This window comes from Candidatus Eisenbacteria bacterium (genome assembly GCA_013140805.1).
Classification (GTDB): domain Bacteria; phylum Eisenbacteria; class RBG-16-71-46; order RBG-16-71-46; family RBG-16-71-46; genus JABFRW01.
In genome coordinates, this window is sequence record JABFRW010000120.1 from 1 (window position 1) to 16,850 (window position 16,850).

The 16,850-nt window shown below is 66.4% G+C and carries 20 protein-coding genes; 14 read left to right on the forward strand and 6 right to left on the reverse strand.

Annotated features, from left to right (window positions below; all coding sequences use genetic code 11):
• Positions 1 to 526, forward strand: a 526-nt coding sequence (locus HOP12_09610) for a hypothetical protein (GenBank protein ID NOT34412.1), incomplete at its 5' end; no start/stop codon positions are given.
• A 95-nt stretch (positions 527 to 621) separates the two neighbouring features.
• Positions 622 to 1,350: a hypothetical protein gene (locus HOP12_09615; protein ID NOT34413.1), complete on the forward strand. Its 729-nt coding sequence runs from the start codon at positions 622 to 624 to the stop codon at positions 1,348 to 1,350.
• Positions 1,351 to 1,570: 220 nt separating this feature from the next.
• Here the strand turns inward: HOP12_09615 and HOP12_09620 are convergent, their stop codons facing one another.
• The 3 genes from HOP12_09620 to HOP12_09630 all read right to left on the reverse strand — a co-directional run bounded on the left by HOP12_09620 (position 1,571) and on the right by HOP12_09630 (position 4,484).
• Positions 1,571 to 2,029 (reverse strand): hypothetical protein, encoded by a 459-nt coding sequence (locus HOP12_09620; GenBank protein ID NOT34414.1) that lies wholly within the window; start codon positions 2,027 to 2,029, stop codon positions 1,571 to 1,573.
• Between the two features lie 143 nt (positions 2,030 to 2,172).
• On the reverse strand, positions 2,173 to 2,541 hold the full coding sequence (locus HOP12_09625; GenBank protein NOT34415.1) for a hypothetical protein: 369 nt from the start codon (positions 2,539 to 2,541) through the stop codon (positions 2,173 to 2,175).
• A 104-nt stretch (positions 2,542 to 2,645) separates the two neighbouring features.
• Entirely contained in the window at positions 2,646 to 4,484 is a 1,839-nt protein-coding gene (locus HOP12_09630; GenBank protein ID NOT34416.1) for a hypothetical protein, read from the reverse strand.
• 77 nt (positions 4,485 to 4,561) lie between these two features.
• Here HOP12_09630 and HOP12_09635 point away from each other — a divergent pair, with 77 nt between their 5' ends.
• Positions 4,562 to 5,065 (forward strand): FKBP-type peptidyl-prolyl cis-trans isomerase, encoded by a 504-nt coding sequence (locus tag HOP12_09635; protein NOT34417.1) that lies wholly within the window; start codon positions 4,562 to 4,564, stop codon positions 5,063 to 5,065.
• 35 nt (positions 5,066 to 5,100) lie between these two features.
• Positions 5,101 to 5,898, forward strand: coding sequence for a polyphosphate kinase 2 family protein (locus tag HOP12_09640; protein NOT34418.1), 798 nt, complete (start codon positions 5,101 to 5,103; stop codon positions 5,896 to 5,898).
• Here the strand turns inward: HOP12_09640 and HOP12_09645 are convergent.
• Complete coding sequence (locus HOP12_09645; GenBank protein NOT34419.1) at positions 5,895 to 8,132, reverse strand: NAD(P)-binding domain-containing protein; 2,238 nt, start codon at positions 8,130 to 8,132, stop codon at positions 5,895 to 5,897. The two genes, HOP12_09640 and HOP12_09645, sit on opposite strands and share 4 nt — an antisense overlap.
• 183 nt (positions 8,133 to 8,315) lie before the next feature.
• Between HOP12_09645 and HOP12_09650 the strand changes: the two genes are divergently transcribed.
• The 8 genes from HOP12_09650 (at position 8,316) to HOP12_09685 (ending at position 14,059) form a co-directional block, all read left to right on the forward strand.
• Positions 8,316 to 8,681: a hypothetical protein gene (locus HOP12_09650; protein NOT34420.1), complete on the forward strand. Its 366-nt coding sequence runs from the start codon at positions 8,316 to 8,318 to the stop codon at positions 8,679 to 8,681.
• Positions 8,682 to 8,699: 18 nt separating this feature from the next.
• Positions 8,700 to 8,909: a hypothetical protein gene (locus HOP12_09655; GenBank protein ID NOT34421.1), complete on the forward strand. Its 210-nt coding sequence runs from the start codon at positions 8,700 to 8,702 to the stop codon at positions 8,907 to 8,909.
• An 18-nt stretch (positions 8,910 to 8,927) separates the two neighbouring features.
• Positions 8,928 to 9,272, forward strand: a complete 345-nt coding sequence (locus HOP12_09660) for a hypothetical protein (GenBank protein ID NOT34422.1) — start codon at positions 8,928 to 8,930, stop codon at positions 9,270 to 9,272.
• Between the two features lies 1 nt (position 9,273).
• The gene (locus tag HOP12_09665; protein NOT34423.1) at positions 9,274 to 10,593 is read left to right on the forward strand and encodes a M20/M25/M40 family metallo-hydrolase; all 1,320 of its coding nucleotides are present in this window, start codon (positions 9,274 to 9,276) and stop codon (positions 10,591 to 10,593) included.
• A gap of 255 nt (positions 10,594 to 10,848) precedes the next feature.
• Complete coding sequence (locus HOP12_09670) at positions 10,849 to 12,189, forward strand: trypsin-like serine protease (GenBank protein ID NOT34424.1); 1,341 nt, start codon at positions 10,849 to 10,851, stop codon at positions 12,187 to 12,189.
• A 78-nt stretch (positions 12,190 to 12,267) separates the two neighbouring features.
• Entirely contained in the window at positions 12,268 to 12,471 is a 204-nt protein-coding gene (locus tag HOP12_09675) for a hypothetical protein (protein NOT34425.1), read from the forward strand.
• Between the two features lie 175 nt (positions 12,472 to 12,646).
• Entirely contained in the window at positions 12,647 to 13,039 is a 393-nt protein-coding gene (locus tag HOP12_09680; GenBank protein NOT34426.1) for a DUF1428 domain-containing protein, read from the forward strand.
• Positions 13,040 to 13,411: 372 nt separating this feature from the next.
• Positions 13,412 to 14,059: a hypothetical protein gene (locus tag HOP12_09685; protein NOT34427.1), complete on the forward strand. Its 648-nt coding sequence runs from the start codon at positions 13,412 to 13,414 to the stop codon at positions 14,057 to 14,059.
• 536 nt (positions 14,060 to 14,595) lie between these two features.
• On the opposite strand, the gene HOP12_09690 is transcribed toward HOP12_09685, so the two are convergent.
• Positions 14,596 to 14,982, reverse strand: a complete 387-nt coding sequence (locus HOP12_09690; GenBank protein ID NOT34428.1) for a hypothetical protein — start codon at positions 14,980 to 14,982, stop codon at positions 14,596 to 14,598.
• Between the two features lie 210 nt (positions 14,983 to 15,192).
• On the opposite strand from HOP12_09690, the gene HOP12_09695 reads away from it, so the two are divergent.
• Positions 15,193 to 15,366: a hypothetical protein gene (locus tag HOP12_09695; protein ID NOT34429.1), complete on the forward strand. Its 174-nt coding sequence runs from the start codon at positions 15,193 to 15,195 to the stop codon at positions 15,364 to 15,366.
• 154 nt (positions 15,367 to 15,520) lie between these two features.
• On the opposite strand, the gene HOP12_09700 is transcribed toward HOP12_09695, so the two are convergent.
• Entirely contained in the window at positions 15,521 to 16,171 is a 651-nt protein-coding gene (locus HOP12_09700) for a sigma-70 family RNA polymerase sigma factor (GenBank protein NOT34430.1), read from the reverse strand.
• A gap of 242 nt (positions 16,172 to 16,413) precedes the next feature.
• Here HOP12_09700 and HOP12_09705 point away from each other — a divergent pair, with 242 nt between their 5' ends.
• Positions 16,414 to 16,761, forward strand: coding sequence for a hypothetical protein (locus HOP12_09705; protein ID NOT34431.1), 348 nt, complete (start codon positions 16,414 to 16,416; stop codon positions 16,759 to 16,761).
• Positions 16,762 to 16,850: the final 89 nt, after the last annotated feature.

The following is a 16,850-nucleotide window of genomic DNA, read 5'->3' on the forward strand; positions in this document are numbered from 1 at the left end:
CGGCTCGCACCACGTCGACCTGCTGCGCACCCTGCTCGGCGAGCCGCGCTCGGTGCTCGGCTCGGTGCGAATCGAGCAACCGCTGCGCGGTCCGACCGCCGACGACCCGCGGAGCCTCCGAGCCACGGCGGATGACGCATTCACGATTCTGCTCGAGTGGGAGGGGGGCGCTCACGCGGTGCTCGACATCAGCGCGTCGTCGCCCTATCGATGGGAACGTTTCGAAGTGCATGGCTCCGACGCGGCGCTGCGTTGGGACGAGTCGGGCTACGCGCTGTGGCGCATCGTGGCGGGACACGAGCCGGAGGCGGTCGAGATTCCGACACACCTGCAACTCGAGCCGCGCAGCGGAGACCCCGCACTCGTCGCCCCGTTCGGAGTGCTGGTCGACCGACTGCACCGGGCGATCGCGCACCACGAACCGATGAGCCCCGACTTCGACGATGCGGTGGCGGTGCAGCGCGTGCTCGATGCCGCTCGCGCCTCGAGTGCCGCCGGAACCCGAATGCACGTCGACGTGCCCTAGCCTCGCTTGGAGGCCGTAAAGCCGCTTGTTATGCTGCCCACCGCACGCACGGCCGCCGTGGCCCGCCTGCTCATCAACCTGCGGGGATCGCATCGATGGCTGATTGGGATGTCATCGCCAAACAACGACTCACCGAAGACTGGGGCACGTTGCGAGCCTCGTATCTGCCCCTCAATCAGGCGATGCGTCGCTCCGTCGAGTTCCTGGACAAGGGCAACGGCACGTTCGCCGAGCTGCTCGCGCTGGTCCGCGAGCGCCTCGAGGGCAGCCTCAAGAACCTGTCCGCGCTGAGCAATCGTCGCTCGCCGTGGGTACGGCTCGAAGCGATCCGCAATCTGCGCGTGCTCGCGACCGGAATCCGCGGTGCGGCGAGCGACGATCCGATGGCGCTGCTGCGCTATCTGTTCGCGGTGAGCGAGCTGCTGACGAACGTGTGGAAGGACGCGCCGACCGAAGGGCGGATCAGCACCAACCTGAGGCTCACGGGCGAGCTGGATTTCTGGTTCGGCTGCGACTGCTGCGCGGTCGGCACGCTCGAGCCGTGCGGTCCCGACGATCCACCAGATCTGCACCGTGGCAAGGAAGTGCGCCTGGTGTGGGAGGTCGACGCGTTGTTCGCATGGACGCTCGACGAGTTCGAAGACTATCTGGCGGGCGAGCGCTTCACGCTGCCGACCACTTCGAAGATCGCGGCGGTGAGCGATCTCTCGGTGCCGATCCTCGACATCGCTGCGGAACATCTGCGGCGTGGCGATGAACGCTTCGGCGGTCAGGGGGGCGGATTGTTCGGCCCCATCGACTTGAAGTACGTCGATCTGAGCTGAGGCTGCCCCGGTGGCTTAGCGGCGAGCCTTCTTGGCGGCGCGGGCCTTGGCCTTCCGAAGCTTTTGAGTGGTCTTGGCTTTCTTACGACGCAGGCGGTGTTTGAAGGAAGTCATGGAGTCCTCGTGGGCGTGAGATCGAGCGGAACGCCTCTGCGGGGCTCCGCGCCAGCGGGCGAGGAAGTTACGGCACGGCGACCGCGTGGCGCAAGCCCGGCGGGGCTCAGCCCGTGGGTCCGCGCTCCTCAAGCACTCGCTGCGCGAGCGCGTCGGCGGCCGGTCCGGCCTTGATCTCGCTCGCGGAACCCGCCACCACGTAGATGCGCTTGTTGTTGCTCAGCGCATCGGCCGGAAACATGAAGAAGCCTTCGCGGTCGGGCAGGTAGGACAGCGAGTAGCCGCACAGCAGCTCGCCGTCCTTGAAACGCACTGCGATCTTCTTGCCCTGGCTGGATTCCGGCGGCGCCGCGACGAAGCCCGGGATGTCACGGCGGGTCGGATTGCCGTCGAATTCCTTCACGAAGAACATCGCCTTCATGTGCTTGCAGCGGAGTTCGATCGCGGCCGCTCCATCGCGCGGCAGGAGATGAAACGTGACGCGGTTGGGAAAGAAATCCTGCGTCGTTCCTTTGAGGATGCGCCCATCGTTCATGTGGGCGACCACGCGCGTGCTCTCGGACATGGTGGGGTTCCGTCCTCCGTTGGCCACGAGCAACCGGCCCGGGCGCGGACCCTAGCCCCTCGCCATCAGGCCGTCAACGAGACGGGGGGCCGCGGCGTGGCCGCAGCCCCCATGGGGGAATTCGTCTCGCAAATCGTTGCGAACTAGTTGCCGCCGCCGTGTCCGCCGCCCTGGTGATGGCAGTTCTGACGGCACTGCCGGCCCCAGTCCTTGATGCGCAGGAGGGCGATCCGGTGACGCTCGCGCTCGTCGCGCTTGCACTGCCGCTTGTCACCGCAGTTTTCCATGTTCTCGACGTGCCACCAGTTCTCGACGTCGAGGGAGTCCTGGACGGACTGCGCGCAGGCCTCGAGGCACTCGCCGTTGCGGCCACGCCAGAATTCGGAGTCCGTCATCTGGTCTTCGATGAGCTTGCAGGGGGCGAGCACTGCTGCGACCGCGCCGAGCGCGACGAGCAGCACGATCCGCCGGACGACGCGCGACGAGAAGGAAGCTGGAGCGAGATGCGACATCGGCGATCTCCACGCGACGGCAGCAAGGGGCGGCCGTTCTTGAAAGCTGCAGCATCCGTGCGGGGAATCGTGCGCGCGAATCCGTGCGGCGCCGATGCGAGTCGTCAGAAGCCCCAGACCAATCCGAGTCCCAGGGCCGGTTGTTCGAGGTCGAGCCACGCGGCACGCAACCGAATCACACCCCACGGGGTGAGGCCGACTCCGAAATTCCAGCGCTCGGAATCGTGTTCGATGGCGACGCTCGCGAGGGAACTGATCGAGACTTCAGCGGCTCCAAAAGCCCCGTCGAGCGTGTGCCGAGTAGCGTCGAAAGCCCGGGGAGCATAGCCGGTCGAGAGGCTCCACCGCAACGGCCGAATGTCGCCCGACCACCCCGCGACCGCATAGGTCGAGTGGAATCGCCGGGTTCCGAAGGCGTCTTCGATCCCGATCGAGACGTCGGGGATCCAGCCGCGCGATCTCAGAAGTTGCAGCCTCGCACTGCTCATGCGGTCTGCATCGGTGTAGCGAGAATCCGGGGCCAGGTCCTCGAACGGCCGCAGGCCCGGAATGACCGTCCAGCGAAGCCCCAGCTCGACCCGGGGCAGGAACCCGATCGTGGCGTACCACACCTCATTCGGGAACGCGTCCCGACCGTCCCACGATGCGCCCTGGCTCAGATTTCCATAGCCGACTTCGATGTTCCGCTGCCCGATGACGGTGGCGCTGGGGGTCACGATGAAGCCGGTCGTCCCGACGAACGAGGCCGGGTGACCGGAGCGCCGCGGTCGTGGTGCCGGGCGCCCTTCGAACGCGGCGGCGCGGCGCGGCTCGTTCGCCTGCAGGGTCGACAGTGCGAGGTCCTCGAGATAGCGCTCTCGCGACGCCACGCCGCCCATGAACACCCCGAGCGGCGCTGCCTCGTCGCGGTAGTCGATGTCGAAGCTCGCGACCGGGAGCACGCGCACCGGCGCTCGCGTCGGACGTGTCAGCGGTGGCACCGGGATCCCGAGCCGCAGTCCGGTGATTCGAATGTCCTCAGCGAAGGTCGTGAACAGCGCGACATCGAGATCCCCGAACGGGCGCTGGATCTCGAACTCCACGCCGCGATCGTTGTAGACGAACTGCGCGACGCGCATCCGCACCGCGACATCGAGCCCCGGGGGGTGAACAGTGACCCCCGCGAAGCCCGTCCACAGCCCGGGACGGGAATACGAGATTCCGTCCGGCTCGAACGCGAGGAATCCCGAGTAGTCGGCCTGGGCGTCGAACAGCACCGTGCCCTGCGCGATCGGTCGGGCGACTCCGAACGAGAACCCGTAGCGATTGTCGTCGAAGATTCCGCCCGTGATCGACGCGAGCCCGACTCCCCGGATCCACCCGAACTGTTCCAGTCCCGAAGGTCCGGGACGCAGTTCGTCTGCGTCCGGGTGCACGAAGTCGAAGCCGAAGTCGTTGGTGACCGGAATGCGAAGGCTCGCGCGCAGGCGTGCACCCGGCCACGGATTGAGCACCAGGCGCGGCTCGACGGTCAGGCTCACGAGCGAAGGATCGTAAAGGCGCCCGAGCTCGTAGCCGAATAGCGGGCCGACCAGAAGATCCACCGAGCGATGCGTCGAAGCGGTGCGGGGACCGCCGGGGCCGGCCGGGAAATCCCGCTCGAACGGATAGGTGACCCGGATCGGGCGGCCGTCGGCATCCAGCTCGATCGCGGCGGCCGGCAAGTCGAGTCGACGCTCACGAGCCACGCGCAGGCGTGGAAGGGCGGCGACCAGCCGACCCAGCGCATCGGCGGTGTGCCGGTGGCGTCGATTCTCGAAGTCCGCGGTCGCCGAGTCGTCGGCCGAAACCGCGAAGTTTTCGAGCCGCAGATCGTCGACGTCCGGCGCGGCTTCGGGAGCGGTGGCCGCGGTAACGGCGAGCACGACGAGCAGCAGCAGGGAAGTGGATCGAAGGGGGCGCATGAGGGGCGAAAAGGCTATCACACGACCGATCGCCGACACTTGCCCGAACTCGGGCGGTTGTGGCAGCGTCCGCCACCATGAAGACCTCGATCGTTCTCAGTGTGCTCGCGTTGTCGCTCGCGCTGCTCGGTTGCAACCGGCCGAAATCCTCTGGCAGCTCAACGTCCACTGGTGCGTCCGCTCAGACGCCCGCCGGCGATGCCTCGCCGACTTCACCTTCCACCGCGGGTGCCGCCGGAGAGGTGATCATGATGCCGAACGGAATCAGGCTGCAGGACCTGGTGATCGGTCAGGGCGCCGAAGCCCTCACCGGCAAGCAGATCGCGGTGCACTACACCGGCACCTACCCGGACGGCCGCGAGTTCGACACCTCACGCAGGGGCGGTCAGCCGTACGCGTTCATCCTCGGAGCCGGAAAGGTCATCCAGGGCTGGGACGAGGGTCTGGTGGGCATGCGGGTCGGCGGTCGCCGATTGCTCACGGTGCCGGCGGCGCTCGCCTATGGGGACCGCGGTCATCCGGCCGGAATCCCGCCCAATGCAACGCTGCTGTTCGACGTCGAGCTGATGGAAGTGAAGTGAGCGTCAAGCGGCTCGGAGCGGAACTCGAGCGGGCGCTGCGCGTGCGACCGAAGGGTGCGCCGCTCGCGGGACGCAAGAGCGACGACACGCCGGGCTGCGACGACAAGAAGCGAGCGGGCGCGCTGCTCGAGGCGAATCGTGCGCGCCTCGAGCTGCTGCAGAACCGGCTCCACGCCGAGAGCCGCCGATCGCTGCTGGTGGTGCTGCAGGGCATGGACACCTCGGGCAAGGACGGCGCGATCCGTCATGCGTTGACCGCGTTCAACCCCCTCGGATGCTATGCGTACGCCTTCGGAGTGCCGAGCGAAGTCGAGCGCTCGCACGACTTCCTGTGGCGCATTCATCAGGTGGTGCCGGCGGCGGGTGAGGTCGCGATCTTCAATCGTTCGCACTACGAGGACGTGCTGGTGGTGCGAGTGAAGGAACTGGTGCCGCGCGCGGTGTGGTCGCGCCGCTATGACGCGATCAATGCGTTCGAGCACGAGCTCGCCGAGCGCGGCACCACGGTGCTCAAGTTCTTTCTGCACATCTCGCGCGAGGAGCAGCGCGAGCGCCTGCTCGCGCGCGTCCACGATCCCGAGAAGCACTGGAAGTTCCGTGAGGGCGACCTCGAGGATCGCGAGCGCTGGAGCGAGTTCCGCGCCGCCTACTCCGATGCGCTGGCGCGCTGCAACACGGCGTGGGCTCCGTGGTATGTGATCCCAGCGGATCGCAAGTGGTACCGAGACCTGGCGATCTCACAGATCGTGGCCGACGCGCTCGAGCGCATGGATCCCAGGACTCCGGCGGTGACGCTCGACGTGCCGCGACTCGAGAAGCGCCTCGCCCCCTAGTCGCGCTCGCGCATCTGGACCGGCGACGCCAGCAGCGAGTCGATCGAGATCAGGCTGCCGTCCCTGCGCACCTGTCCGAACGTCAGCACGCCGGTCGGGCAGCTCTGCACGCACGCCGAACAGCGCACGCACTGGGGGTCCTGCATGGGCGCGCCCTGATTCGCGAAGCTCATCACGTCGATGCCCTGGTGACACACCGAAGTGCACACATTGCATGAGATGCACTTCTTCTTGTCGGCGACGATCGCGAAGCGGCTGAAGCGTGCGTAGATGTGCATGAGTGCGGCGAGCGGGCAGAAGAACCGGCACCAGAAGCGTCCCGAGTACCAGAAGTACACGCCGTAGCCGACGACACCGGCGAGAAACACATCGACCAGCCACTTGTAGCGTTCCTTGAGCACCGGGTCGAAGACGCGATCGATCGCGTTGCCGTCGGGCAGTATCCAGCCCACGATGCGCAGCACCAGCAACGCGAGGGCGATTGCGAGGATGCCCTGACCCGCGAGGTTGAGGCGATTCCAACCCGGACCGTGCGGCATCTTGTGACGATGTGTATCACCGAGCGTTTCGGCCAGTGCGCCGCACGAACAGATCCAGCCGCAGTAGACGCCTTTGCCGAAGAAGTAGATGCCGAGCGGGATCAGCACCAGCGTCTGCAGCCCGCCGATCGCGATCCACGCCCACAGCGGTTCGTGCGTGAAGATGTTGTAGACGTTGAGCGGCCACGCGAGGATCAGCCCGTAGGCGCGCCAGAACTCGCGACCATGACCGTAGGTGACAACCGGGAACAATGCGTCAGCGAGTGTTCGCGGCAGCCAGCCGTGGCGATCCATGAGCGGCAGGATTACTTCGGGCAGCAGGAACAGCGGAACCACTTGAACGGCGATCAGGGTGAGCGTCTGCGCCGTGATGTAGGGCGTGCGCCGCCGCTGGATGCGCTGAATGCCGAACACCGTGACGACCGTCGAGTAGGCAAGCGTGTACCAGAACGAGGGCCCCGAAGCGCTGATCGCCAGCGTACCGAGCAGGGTGCCGGGATCTGCGGCGGCGGTCGTGATCGCTCCACCGGCTCGCGCCAGCAACTCGGGAAGATTGGTGGGGAACCAGTGGCGCTGGTACCAAAGCTCCGAGAACCATCCGCCCGACTTCCAGTTGTAGAGCCACGCGCAGAACAGCACGAACGCGCCCATCGCGGCCCAGCGCCGCGGCGTCATCTCGCCTGCGATCGGGACGCCCGATCGGCGGAAGAACTCGAGCGGCGCCGCGCGGCCGAGCATGGCGAACACCACGTGATTCGGGATCGTGGTGGACTCGCCATCGCGGTTCTTCAGTACCACCTCGTCTGCGCGCACTTCGCTCACGGTCGAGCCGAGCGCCAGTTGGAGCCGGCCTTCGCGCGCGAGTGATTCGAGACGCGCGAGGTTCTCGCGCTTGGGGCGCGCGAACGACTGCTTTCGATAGGAGAGCGTGACGCGCGCGCCGCACTCGGCCAGCGCGATCGCGCTCTCGAGCGCCGAGTCGCCGCCGCCGACCACCAGCACGTCGAGGCCGCGGTGGTCGTTCGGGTCGTGGAGCCGATGGAAGACCTTGCCGCTCGAAACCGGTGCCGACTCGAGCGGACGAAACTCGCCGCTCCGTCCGATCGCGACCAGCACGCGACGTGCGTGTACCGTTTCGCCGTCGGCCATGTGCGCGGTCATTCGGTCGCCGTCGCGGCTCACGCGCGTCACGCGGCCTGGCGTGGTGACGATTCCCAGCGCCTCGGTCTGCGAGCGCAGCTCGTCGACGAGCGCCTCCTTGATTTTCGCGCCGACCTGCACGGCCCCTGCGGGCTGCCAGCCGTGCGGGTAGGTGAAGATCGGTTTGGCGCGCGGAAAATCGATCAGCGTCGCGAGCGGCTCGGCAGCTTCGATCACGCGATACGAGAGCCCCAGCGCCTGCGCTTCGGCCGCTGCCGCCAACCCGGAAACGCCGGCGCCGATCACCAGCAGATCGGGAACCGACGCGTCATTCGAGCGCGCGCGCATGAGCGGGTCGTTCGCGATCGTGCGCGCCACTCGCGCTCCCGAATCGAGCGCGAACTTGAGCAGCGGCACGCCGGTGAGATCACCCGCCACGTAGAGGCCCGGCACCGCAGTCGAGCCGTCGAGCCCCACCTCGGGCAGCGGTTCGACGGTGCCGGCCGGCCACCGCAAGTGCAGCCAGCGAGCGAAGCGGCGCAAGTTCTCAGTCATGCGTGGCACTGTCGCATCGGCTCTCAGCGATGACAATGCGCTCGCGAGCGGGCGAGCCGCGCACACCGATCGGCTTTGCGACATGACGACGAGCGGCTACAGTGGCGATGCGGTGACCCGCGACATTCAGCGTGCGGCGCGCCGCCGGCCTCGCCACGCACCAGCCCTCCGGCACAGGAGCCCATGCTGAGCTACGACTGGAGACATCCCGAACGAGTGGTTCCCTGGAAGCCGCGGCATCGCTTCCGGGTGACCGAGGCGGGCCGCTCGGCGTTCGATGACTATTCTCGTGTCTTGAAGCTGGCACAGGATGCCTCGAATCCTCGTGAAGCGCTCGACGGCGCAAAGACCGCGTGGGCCGAACCGTTCAAGCTGCGGACCTCGGACGGCATCGTGCTCGAGGATCTGGTCTCGGGGCGAACCTGCCTCGCCGACATCGCGGAGACCCTCGCGGCGTGTGATCTCACGCTGCGAGAGGCGCGCGGTGCGATCGACCGGCTGCTGGCGGCCTCGCTCATCGAGAGCGTGGATCCGCTCCCCGGAAGCTAACGAGCCGGCTGGCAGGTTGTGACCGGCGCCCCGGAACGCTTCCAACCGCTCGAGCGGCTCGTGCGTCTACTGGGAACCATGGTCTCGCGCTGGTGGGTTCCTCTGCTCCTCACACTCGTCGGGCTGGCCGCCATCGGCGCCGGCCCCGCCGACGAGTTGGGCGCGCGACTCTCCGCGCCGTCGACGCTCGACGCCCTTGCCGGTCAGCCCTCGAACCGCTTCACTTGAGAACCGATTCCGGTCCCGTTGGGACCGATCGTCGACGCCGACTGGGCGCTCTATCATCTGAGCCGGGTGTTGTGGGACCCGATCGATCCGAGACGTCTGGGTTCGCTGGAGGACTCGTTGCAGTATCGCGTGAACGGCGAGGTCTATCGGTTCGCGAGTGCCGCGACGCTACGGCGCTTCATGCGCACGCCCGAGCTGTGGGCCGGTGTGGTGAGGGACCCCATCACCACGCGCCGATTCGTGCCGTCGAGTCGATCGCCCGCCGCTTACTGGTTCGGTGGTCCGTACTTCTTCGAGAGCGAGTCCACCAAGGCCGAGTTTCTCACTGATCCGGTGCGCTATCAGATCATCCGGCGCATGTAGCCTGCGCGCGCTCCTTGCGCTGACGCTCGCCTTCCTCGGCGCCGCGCCTTCGGTCGCCGCGGGCGTGAGTGCTCGCGAGCGCGCGATCGCAGCGCGCGTCGACGCCTCGGTGCCCGCCGGCCTCACGCTGCTCGAACGCACCGTGAACATGAACAGCGGAACGCTCAATCCAGACGGGGTTCGAAGCGTGGGACGCGCATTCACGCCCGCTTTCGAAGCGCTCGGCTTTCGGATCCGCTGGATCGACGGCGCGGCATGGGGACGCGCCGGGCATCTGGTCGCCACACGCGTCGGGCGCGCGGGTGGCGCGAACGCGAAACGACTGCACGTGCTGTTGATCGGACATCTCGACACCGTGTTCGAGCGCGACAGCCCATTCCAACGTTTCGAGCGCCTCACCGATTCGACGGCGAGCGGCCCCGGCGCAATCGACATGAAGGGCGGGATCGTCGTGATGTGGCTCGCGCTTCAGGCGCTCGAGGCCGCAGGCGAGCTCGAGCGACTCGACTGCACCGTGTTCCTGTGCGGCGACGAGGAACGCTCCGGTGAACCGCTGGCACTCGCGCGCCGCGACCTGATCGCGGCGGCCGATGCGGCCGATGTCGCGCTCGGCTTCGAGGACGGCGCCGGCGATCCGCGTACCGCGGTGGTGTCGCGACGCAGCTCGGGCGGGTGGGTGCTGCGAACCACCGGCAAGCCCTACCACTCGTCGCAGATCTTTCGCGCCGATGTCGGCTACGGCTCGATCTTCGAAGCCGCGCGCATTCTGAATGCGTGGCGGGACTCGCTCGCCGGTGAGGCGCTGCTCACCTTCAACCCGGGGGTGGTGCTCGGCGGTACGCGTGCCCACTACGACGAGGCCGCGGGCGGCGGCGGCGCGTTCGGCAAGACCAACGTGGTGGCCGAGAGTACGGTGGTGGCCGGCGACCTGCGAGCGCTGTCACTCGAACAGCGCGAAGCGGCGCGCGCCGCCATGCGGCGCGTCGCTGCGCGCAATCTGCCGCATGCCTCGGCAACACTCGAGTTCGAGGACGGCTATCCGCCGCTGGCGCCGAGCGAAGGCAATCGCAGATTGCTGGCGATGTACGACCAGGCGAGTCGCGACCTGGGCCACGGTCCCGTTGCCGCGGTGGATCCCGCGCGCGCCGGGGCTGCCGACATCTCGTTCTGCGAGGGTCGCGTGGAGATGGCGCTCGACGGCATCGGTCTGATGGGTGACGGCGGGCACACGGTCGGCGAGGTCGCGGATCTGCGCACGCTGGGCTCGCAGGCACGGCGCGTGGCGGTGCTGCTTTCGCGCCTCGGACGCGGAGCGAAGTAGTCCTACGAGCTCGGGTTCTGCACGATCGAATCGCGAGACTCCCGATCTGCAAGCCGGGGTGCCAAATCCCCCAGCTTCGATCCGGGATCGATCTCGCTGAACGGCATGCGATTGGCGCATTGGTGCCGCAGCCGACGCCGCTGGAACGCCGCTTGCGCTCAGGCGGCACGCTTCGCCGCGATTCGTGGCGAACGAAGTGAACGTCCGAGCCGACGGCGGCGGACGCAGACCCAGCCGAACGGAGGGCAGTCGCACATGTCGAGAGGATCGAACTGGCAGACGCGAATTCTGGTCCTGGTGGCAGGCCTCACGGCGCTGAGCATCGGCGCGCCCGAAGCCGCACCGCGAATCGGAGGCACGGATGCCCAGGCTCAATCGGTCTTCAGAGACGCGCGCGGCTACACGGTTCGAATCCGGACGCGGATCGAGGCCCCGTTCGGGGCGGACAAGCTGGGCTCGTTCTTCGGGGCCGGATTCCTGGTGGATGCGGAGCGGCGGTGGCTTCTGACCAACGCTCACGTCGTCGGAGAGTCTCCCTCGGAAGTCGAGGTCGCCTTCGCGGATGGCGAATTCCAGCCCGCGAAGAAGATCTATGTGGATTCGTTCACCGATGTGGCGGTGCTCCAGGTCGAGCACATTCCGACTGGACGCCGGCCCGCGATCCTGGAGACCCGCGACGAGGTCGCGGTCGGTGAGACGGTCGGCGCCTTCGGCCATCCGCTCGGCATGCACTTCACCGGCACGCGCGGCATCGTCTCGAACGTCACGGATCAGGCCGGACCCGACCTGCTCCAGATCGACGCGACCGTCGACCATGGCAACTCCGGGGGGCCGGTGATCTCGCTGCGAAGTGGTCGCGTCATCGGGATCGCGACGGCCGGATTCGATACCGACAAGTCCGATCGTATGAACTTCGCGACTCCGCTGAAGGACGTCCTTCGAATCATCAAGCTCTTGAAGGCCGGGGAGTCCCCGGTCCCGACATTGTTCGAATTCACCCTGCTACGGAATGATCAGGGCAGCCACACGATGGAAGTCGGGGCGACCTCAGATCCGGTGCGCTGGCCGCTGCAGTCGGGAGATCGTATCGAGTCAGTCGAAGGGGTCGGCGAGGTTCAGACCTACTCGAAACTGGTCACGGCGCTTCGAGGTTGCCGCGGATCTGCGCGCCTCTCGGTGCTGCGCAATGGCAAGTCGATCGCGCTTCAGATCGCGCCGGCCATGGCGGAACCCGTGCTGGAGCGTCGGGGCCTCGGCATGGATGGCGCACTCATCAGTTCGTTCCTGTGGGACGACGGAGCGGTATTCGTGGAACGGCAGCCGTTGAGGGTGGAGTTCGTGATGCCGGGTTCCGCCGCCGAGGCTCAGGGACTCAGCCCTGGAGATCGCATCGAGAGCATCGACGGCGTTGGCTACGCGAGTCTCGAGGCGCTGCGGTCGGCGCTGCATGCGCGCCCCGAGGGGAAGGTCGCGCGCATCGTCCTGCGTCGTTGGAGCCCCAGCGACAACCGAATCTTCGACTTCCACGTCCGAGAACTTCCGATGGAAGAGATCGTCGAGGTGGGGCCGCAGGCGGAGGAGGTGGCCGCGCGGTAGCCGTACTCCCAGTCGCGCCGCGGTACTCGAAATCTGCGGCCGACGACTGACCCGCACTGCCGGAGACAATTTCCAAAGGTGCCCGCGTGCTCGACTCCGTCGATCGTCACTCTTCAAGCCGCTCGCAAGCTCGACATCCGGGTGAGTCGCGTCCTGACCGACAACGGCTTCGGCTACATCGGCCGGTGCTTCGCGCACGCGAGCGCGCTGCTGCGGATCGCTCAAAAACACACTCGCCTCTACCGCCCACGGACCAACGGACAGGCGGCCTCCCGACTTTGACGCTCTTCGCACGCGGCCGCTATCCTCGCCGCTTGCCTCTCGTGCAGCTGGAAGATTCACGCCCGCAGTGCCGCCGTAGAAGCGTGAACTGCCGCGTCGGACGCGTGCCCGTGGGCCCGGCCGCCTGGTCACCACGCTGAAGCCGCAACCTTCCCACCCCTCGAGGAGGTCCGTCATGCCCCGTTACGTCGATGGATTCGTGATCCCGATCCCGAAGAGCAAGCTCGCCACCTATCGCAAGATGGCGAAGTGGGGCGCGAAGACCTGGATGAAGCACGGCGCGCTCGAATACTTCGAATGCGTCGGTGACGACCTGAAGACGCCGTTCGGCCTGCCCTTCCCCAAGCTCGCGAAGACCAAGCCCGGCGAGACCGTCGTGTTCTCGTGGATCGTCTACAAGTCGAAGGCGCATCGCGACCAGGTCAACAAGAAGGTCATGACCGAACCGGGCATGATGGACATGGCCAAGTCCATGCCGTTCGACGTGAAGCGCATGTCGATGGGCGGCTTCGAAGTGTTCGTCGAGGCGGCGGCCGGGAAGCGAAAGACGGCGAAGAAGGCCCGCTAGGTGTGGAGTCTCACCTGGTTGTTCCCGTCGCTCAGTCGACAGCCCGGGCGAGGCGGGGCGTCGGTCCCGACCGAGGGGATGAGGACGATTCTCCGCTGGAACTCGACGCTCGCGTGCAGGTAGGCTCGGCCGCGCGCGAATGCGAGTGCTTATTGCTTGTCCCGGCCCTCGTCGCGTTGCAGATGGTCGAATCTCACCGACGTTGCGAGGCGTTCGAACTTCGCGTTCGATCGGCACCGGCGGACTCCTGCCGAGCGCGTCCCCTCGAGGCGTTGACTCCCCCAACGGAGGTGACAGCATGCACGCCCGCTCGCTCGCACTCTCGATGATCCTCTGCCTTGGTCCAGCAGCACCAAGTCGGGCACCTCATTCGTGGCAGGGGGCCTGACCCCCGGCTCGGCGCCGGTTGAAATTCCGGTGCTGCTCCAGGGACCGTGCGCGTACTCCTGCGGTCCCGGCTCTCCGGGCGACGGCCGCATCGACTACGACACCGACTCGGAAGCCGGGCCGTTCACCATGAGCCTGCCCGCGATGACGTTGGTCTCGTCGACGCCGATCGATGTCGAGGTGAACGGCGTGCTGACCGCGTTCGACGTCATCGTCACGCTCAGCGGGCCGGCTCCCGAGGCGGACGATCCGATCACGGGCCTGCTCACGTTGCCTCCGGCGACGTCCCTTTCGCTCGGGGCGACCGCTCCGGTGGCGAGCAGCACGCTGGACCTTCACGCCACGACGACGTACGTGAACGCCCTCACCGGCGAACCGACCGGCACTGTGATCGAAGAGGACTTTCACCTGAGCCTCTTCACGTTCACCCCGGACGCCCTTCCTGTCACGCGGCTGGTCGACGGCACCGCGGAGGGGAGCATCGTGCTCGGTCTCGGCGATTCGTCCCCCGTCGTGTTCGGCTACGCGAGTGCGGACGGCGACCTGGTGCTGAACCTGGCGAGCCTGTACGACTCCGGCCCGGTACCGGTGCAGGCCACGACGTGGGGCGCGCTCAAGGCACTCTATCGATAGTGGAGGAGCTCGTCGTCGACGGCGAATGTGCGTCAGCGTCCACGTCAAGGCGACAGTTGGAAACTGGACTCACCCGGCGGCGCAAGTCGTTCGAGGAGTTGGTGCCGGAGGGGGGGGTCGAACCCCCACTCGGTTGCCCGAACGGGATTTTGAGTCCAAGAAGCTGAGAAAGTAGTGATGTGACGACCATCACGTACCTGCGTCAATCGCGGTGATTGCAGTCGATTGAAGCGAGTTGCCGGAGAGGCTCAGCGCGTGTATGTGCGCAAGTAGCGCGGTAGTTCCCGCCCAGTTCCCGCCCAGTTGAGCGGCCTCGGGGAATTCTCCCCGGGGTCGACTTGTTCTCGGTCCGACTAGCGAGATTCCGGCGTGGCGCAACTAACGTGCGAGGGACTGCGTCTCGAGGTGCACCAGTTGCGTCTCTGCGCTCCAGACCCTCGATTCCAGCCTCGCGGGGGCTCTCCCCTTCGTACCGCGACGCATGGAAGCGGCCGAGCCTGCAATCACAGCAAAAAAGATGGTCTCGGCGGAGACCATCATTTGACTGCTTGAGTGCTCGGAACATAGGCAAGCACTTGATCGCTGGATTCAGCGAACGCGAGGCATCGATGCGGGTCGTCTCGGTCGCGGAATTCTTGAACATCCGCGAGGCCGCCCTCGTTTCGTGCGGACAGACGAAGGGCGTTGTAGCAGGAGAGGACTACTTCGACATCAAACTCGTTCGCGGCATCCTGGCTGAGGACTAGTCGCTTATTGAACATCCCGCGCGACTGGTCCTGACCGATGGATCGGTCCCGTTCCAAGCGCACTAGGGGGAGGTTGCCGTCAGCGTCCTCCTGCGCGATGCGCTTCATAGCCTCCGGGCGCGCAGCGTCGAGGGCGCGGCGGATGATGCGACGAATCTCGTATTGCGGTGAGCGCATTGTCTGCCTCCAGAAAAACGGAAAGGCCCCCTCGGCCGTTATCGGCGACAAGGGAGCCTTTTTTGAGGAGCTTAAAGGTGCGGATCGCTAACTACGGTCTACCTCGCGCGCGTCGGCCCGTCAACCCCCCTCGGGGTTCTAGTCACTCGCACGCGACTCCATGGTGACGGGACAGTCGAAACACGCACCTCCTGAACTTGGAGACCCACCATGCAGAACGAATCGCTGGACTTCCACATCGTCGGGGCGATCATCTTCACGCTCCTCGCGCACCTGCATTCAACGTCTCACACGAAGGATCAGAGGTTTGTTCGGTGGGTGGCGCTCTGCAGTGTCTGCGGCGTGGCGCTGCTGCTCACGCTGAGGCACGTTGGGGCGATCTAGGTCGGCCAGGCGATCGCCTGGCTTTCGAGCAATGAGTGCGAGTGTGGCCTCGCGCCACGCCGGCAGTCTCGCCGGCTCCGATTCCTTCCGGAGGCGCGCTGCTCCGCTCTTCCGTGTACTGCTTCGGCGCCGCGGCCGATACGGGCCTCGTGGCTCAGGCGGAGAGGGTCAGGCGGGCGAGTTCGACGCGGAGATTCTTCTTCGCCCTCACATGCCTCTGGACGACCGTGTTGGGTAGGGCTCTCAGCTCAGCCGCGATCTGCTTGAGTTCGATGCCGTCGAAATTGTGACGCATGAAAACGTATCGCTCGACCTCGGAGAGCTCATTCAGGGCTGTCGCTAGTTTGACCTCCCAGGGGTCGGCCGCCGGCCGCGCGCATTTCTCGCCCGCAAGACCGTCTTCCGCCTCCGCCGCGCCCTCGTCAGCCGCTCGCTGCTCGAAGTACTCGCCGGGAACCAGCTCGAGGAGGTCCAGGTCGCGGGCAGCGCGCCGCACGCGATCCATTACGCGGCGAAAGATCATCCGAGACAAGAATCCCACGATGGTGGTGTTGATTTCCGGCGCCTTGAGCCACAGCTCAAAGAGAACGGCCTCGGCAATCTCCGCAGGATCCAGCGCGTGACGGATCGACTGTTTGTTGACCACCCTCATCGTGCGGTGGAGAACGAACATGTTCACGCTCGTGTTGTCGGTGATTGATGACCGCAGAAAGCGGACGAAGTCGGTGTCGCAGCGGGATCGGCGCCACTCCCGATAGGCGCTGAGGGCGACTTGCCCCGCTGGCTGACTTGCGGCCAATGTCATCTGCCGATCTCCCGGGTGCTGCTGCGCTTTGATGTATGTCCGGGTTCGTGACTTCACCTCATAGTCGCACCGACATGACACGCCCGTGACGGCCACCTTTGTAAATCTTGCGTCCGCCACTGAGCATCATGCTAGGTCCCATCATCCGTCGCTGTCACCTGGCTGCGACTCGTGGACAGAAGCGAGAGGCAGAGTGGCTCTCGTGATCAACGCGGTTCAACCACCCAGCCAGGAGAATCATCATGTCGCGCATCTCTGTCGCTCGTTTCGTCGTCTTGTTCTTCGTGTTCGGCGTGGGCGTGGTCGTTGGCTCATTCGCCGCGGATCGCTTCGACTTCCACGTGTTCCAGGGCTCCGACAACAAGGGCTTCTCTGCCGTGGTCGAGCCGAGCGAGCAGGGCGCTGTGGCATCGGTGGTCGTGTCCCCGGTCGCGCAGGTGGTGCGGGTCGCGCGCCGCGTGGATGCGGTGGTCCGCGCGACAGTTGCCCTTCGCGTGCACTCGTCGGCCTCCGTGGTTCGCGTTACGGCACCCGTGATCGGTCGCGCGGCCGTGGCGTTGACCCGGGTGGTTCACGCCGTAGTCGTGTGATAGCGTCCATCGAATGTCGCCAGGGAGAAACGACAATGACCAAGAACAAGCGTCCGACGAGGGCCCCGGTTTCTTCCTTTCCGGCCCCA

Coding starts and splice junctions, on each gene's coding strand:
- HOP12_09615 (NOT34413.1), top strand. CDS start 622: ATGGCTGATTGGGATGTCATCGCCAAACAACGACTCACCGAAGACTGG.
- HOP12_09620 (NOT34414.1), bottom strand. CDS start 2,029: ATGTCCGAGAGCACGCGCGTGGTCGCCCACATGAACGATGGGCGCATC.
- HOP12_09625 (NOT34415.1), bottom strand. CDS start 2,541: ATGTCGCATCTCGCTCCAGCTTCCTTCTCGTCGCGCGTCGTCCGGCGG.
- HOP12_09630 (NOT34416.1), bottom strand. CDS start 4,484: ATGCGCCCCCTTCGATCCACTTCCCTGCTGCTGCTCGTCGTGCTCGCC.
- HOP12_09635 (NOT34417.1), top strand. CDS start 4,562: ATGAAGACCTCGATCGTTCTCAGTGTGCTCGCGTTGTCGCTCGCGCTG.
- HOP12_09645 (NOT34419.1), bottom strand. CDS start 8,132: ATGACTGAGAACTTGCGCCGCTTCGCTCGCTGGCTGCACTTGCGGTGG.
- HOP12_09650 (NOT34420.1), top strand. CDS start 8,316: ATGCTGAGCTACGACTGGAGACATCCCGAACGAGTGGTTCCCTGGAAG.
- HOP12_09670 (NOT34424.1), top strand. CDS start 10,849: ATGTCGAGAGGATCGAACTGGCAGACGCGAATTCTGGTCCTGGTGGCA.
- HOP12_09680 (NOT34426.1), top strand. CDS start 12,647: ATGCCCCGTTACGTCGATGGATTCGTGATCCCGATCCCGAAGAGCAAG.
- HOP12_09690 (NOT34428.1), bottom strand. CDS start 14,982: ATGCGCTCACCGCAATACGAGATTCGTCGCATCATCCGCCGCGCCCTC.
- HOP12_09695 (NOT34429.1), top strand. CDS start 15,193: ATGCAGAACGAATCGCTGGACTTCCACATCGTCGGGGCGATCATCTTC.
- HOP12_09700 (NOT34430.1), bottom strand. CDS start 16,171: ATGACATTGGCCGCAAGTCAGCCAGCGGGGCAAGTCGCCCTCAGCGCC.
- HOP12_09705 (NOT34431.1), top strand. CDS start 16,414: ATGTCGCGCATCTCTGTCGCTCGTTTCGTCGTCTTGTTCTTCGTGTTC.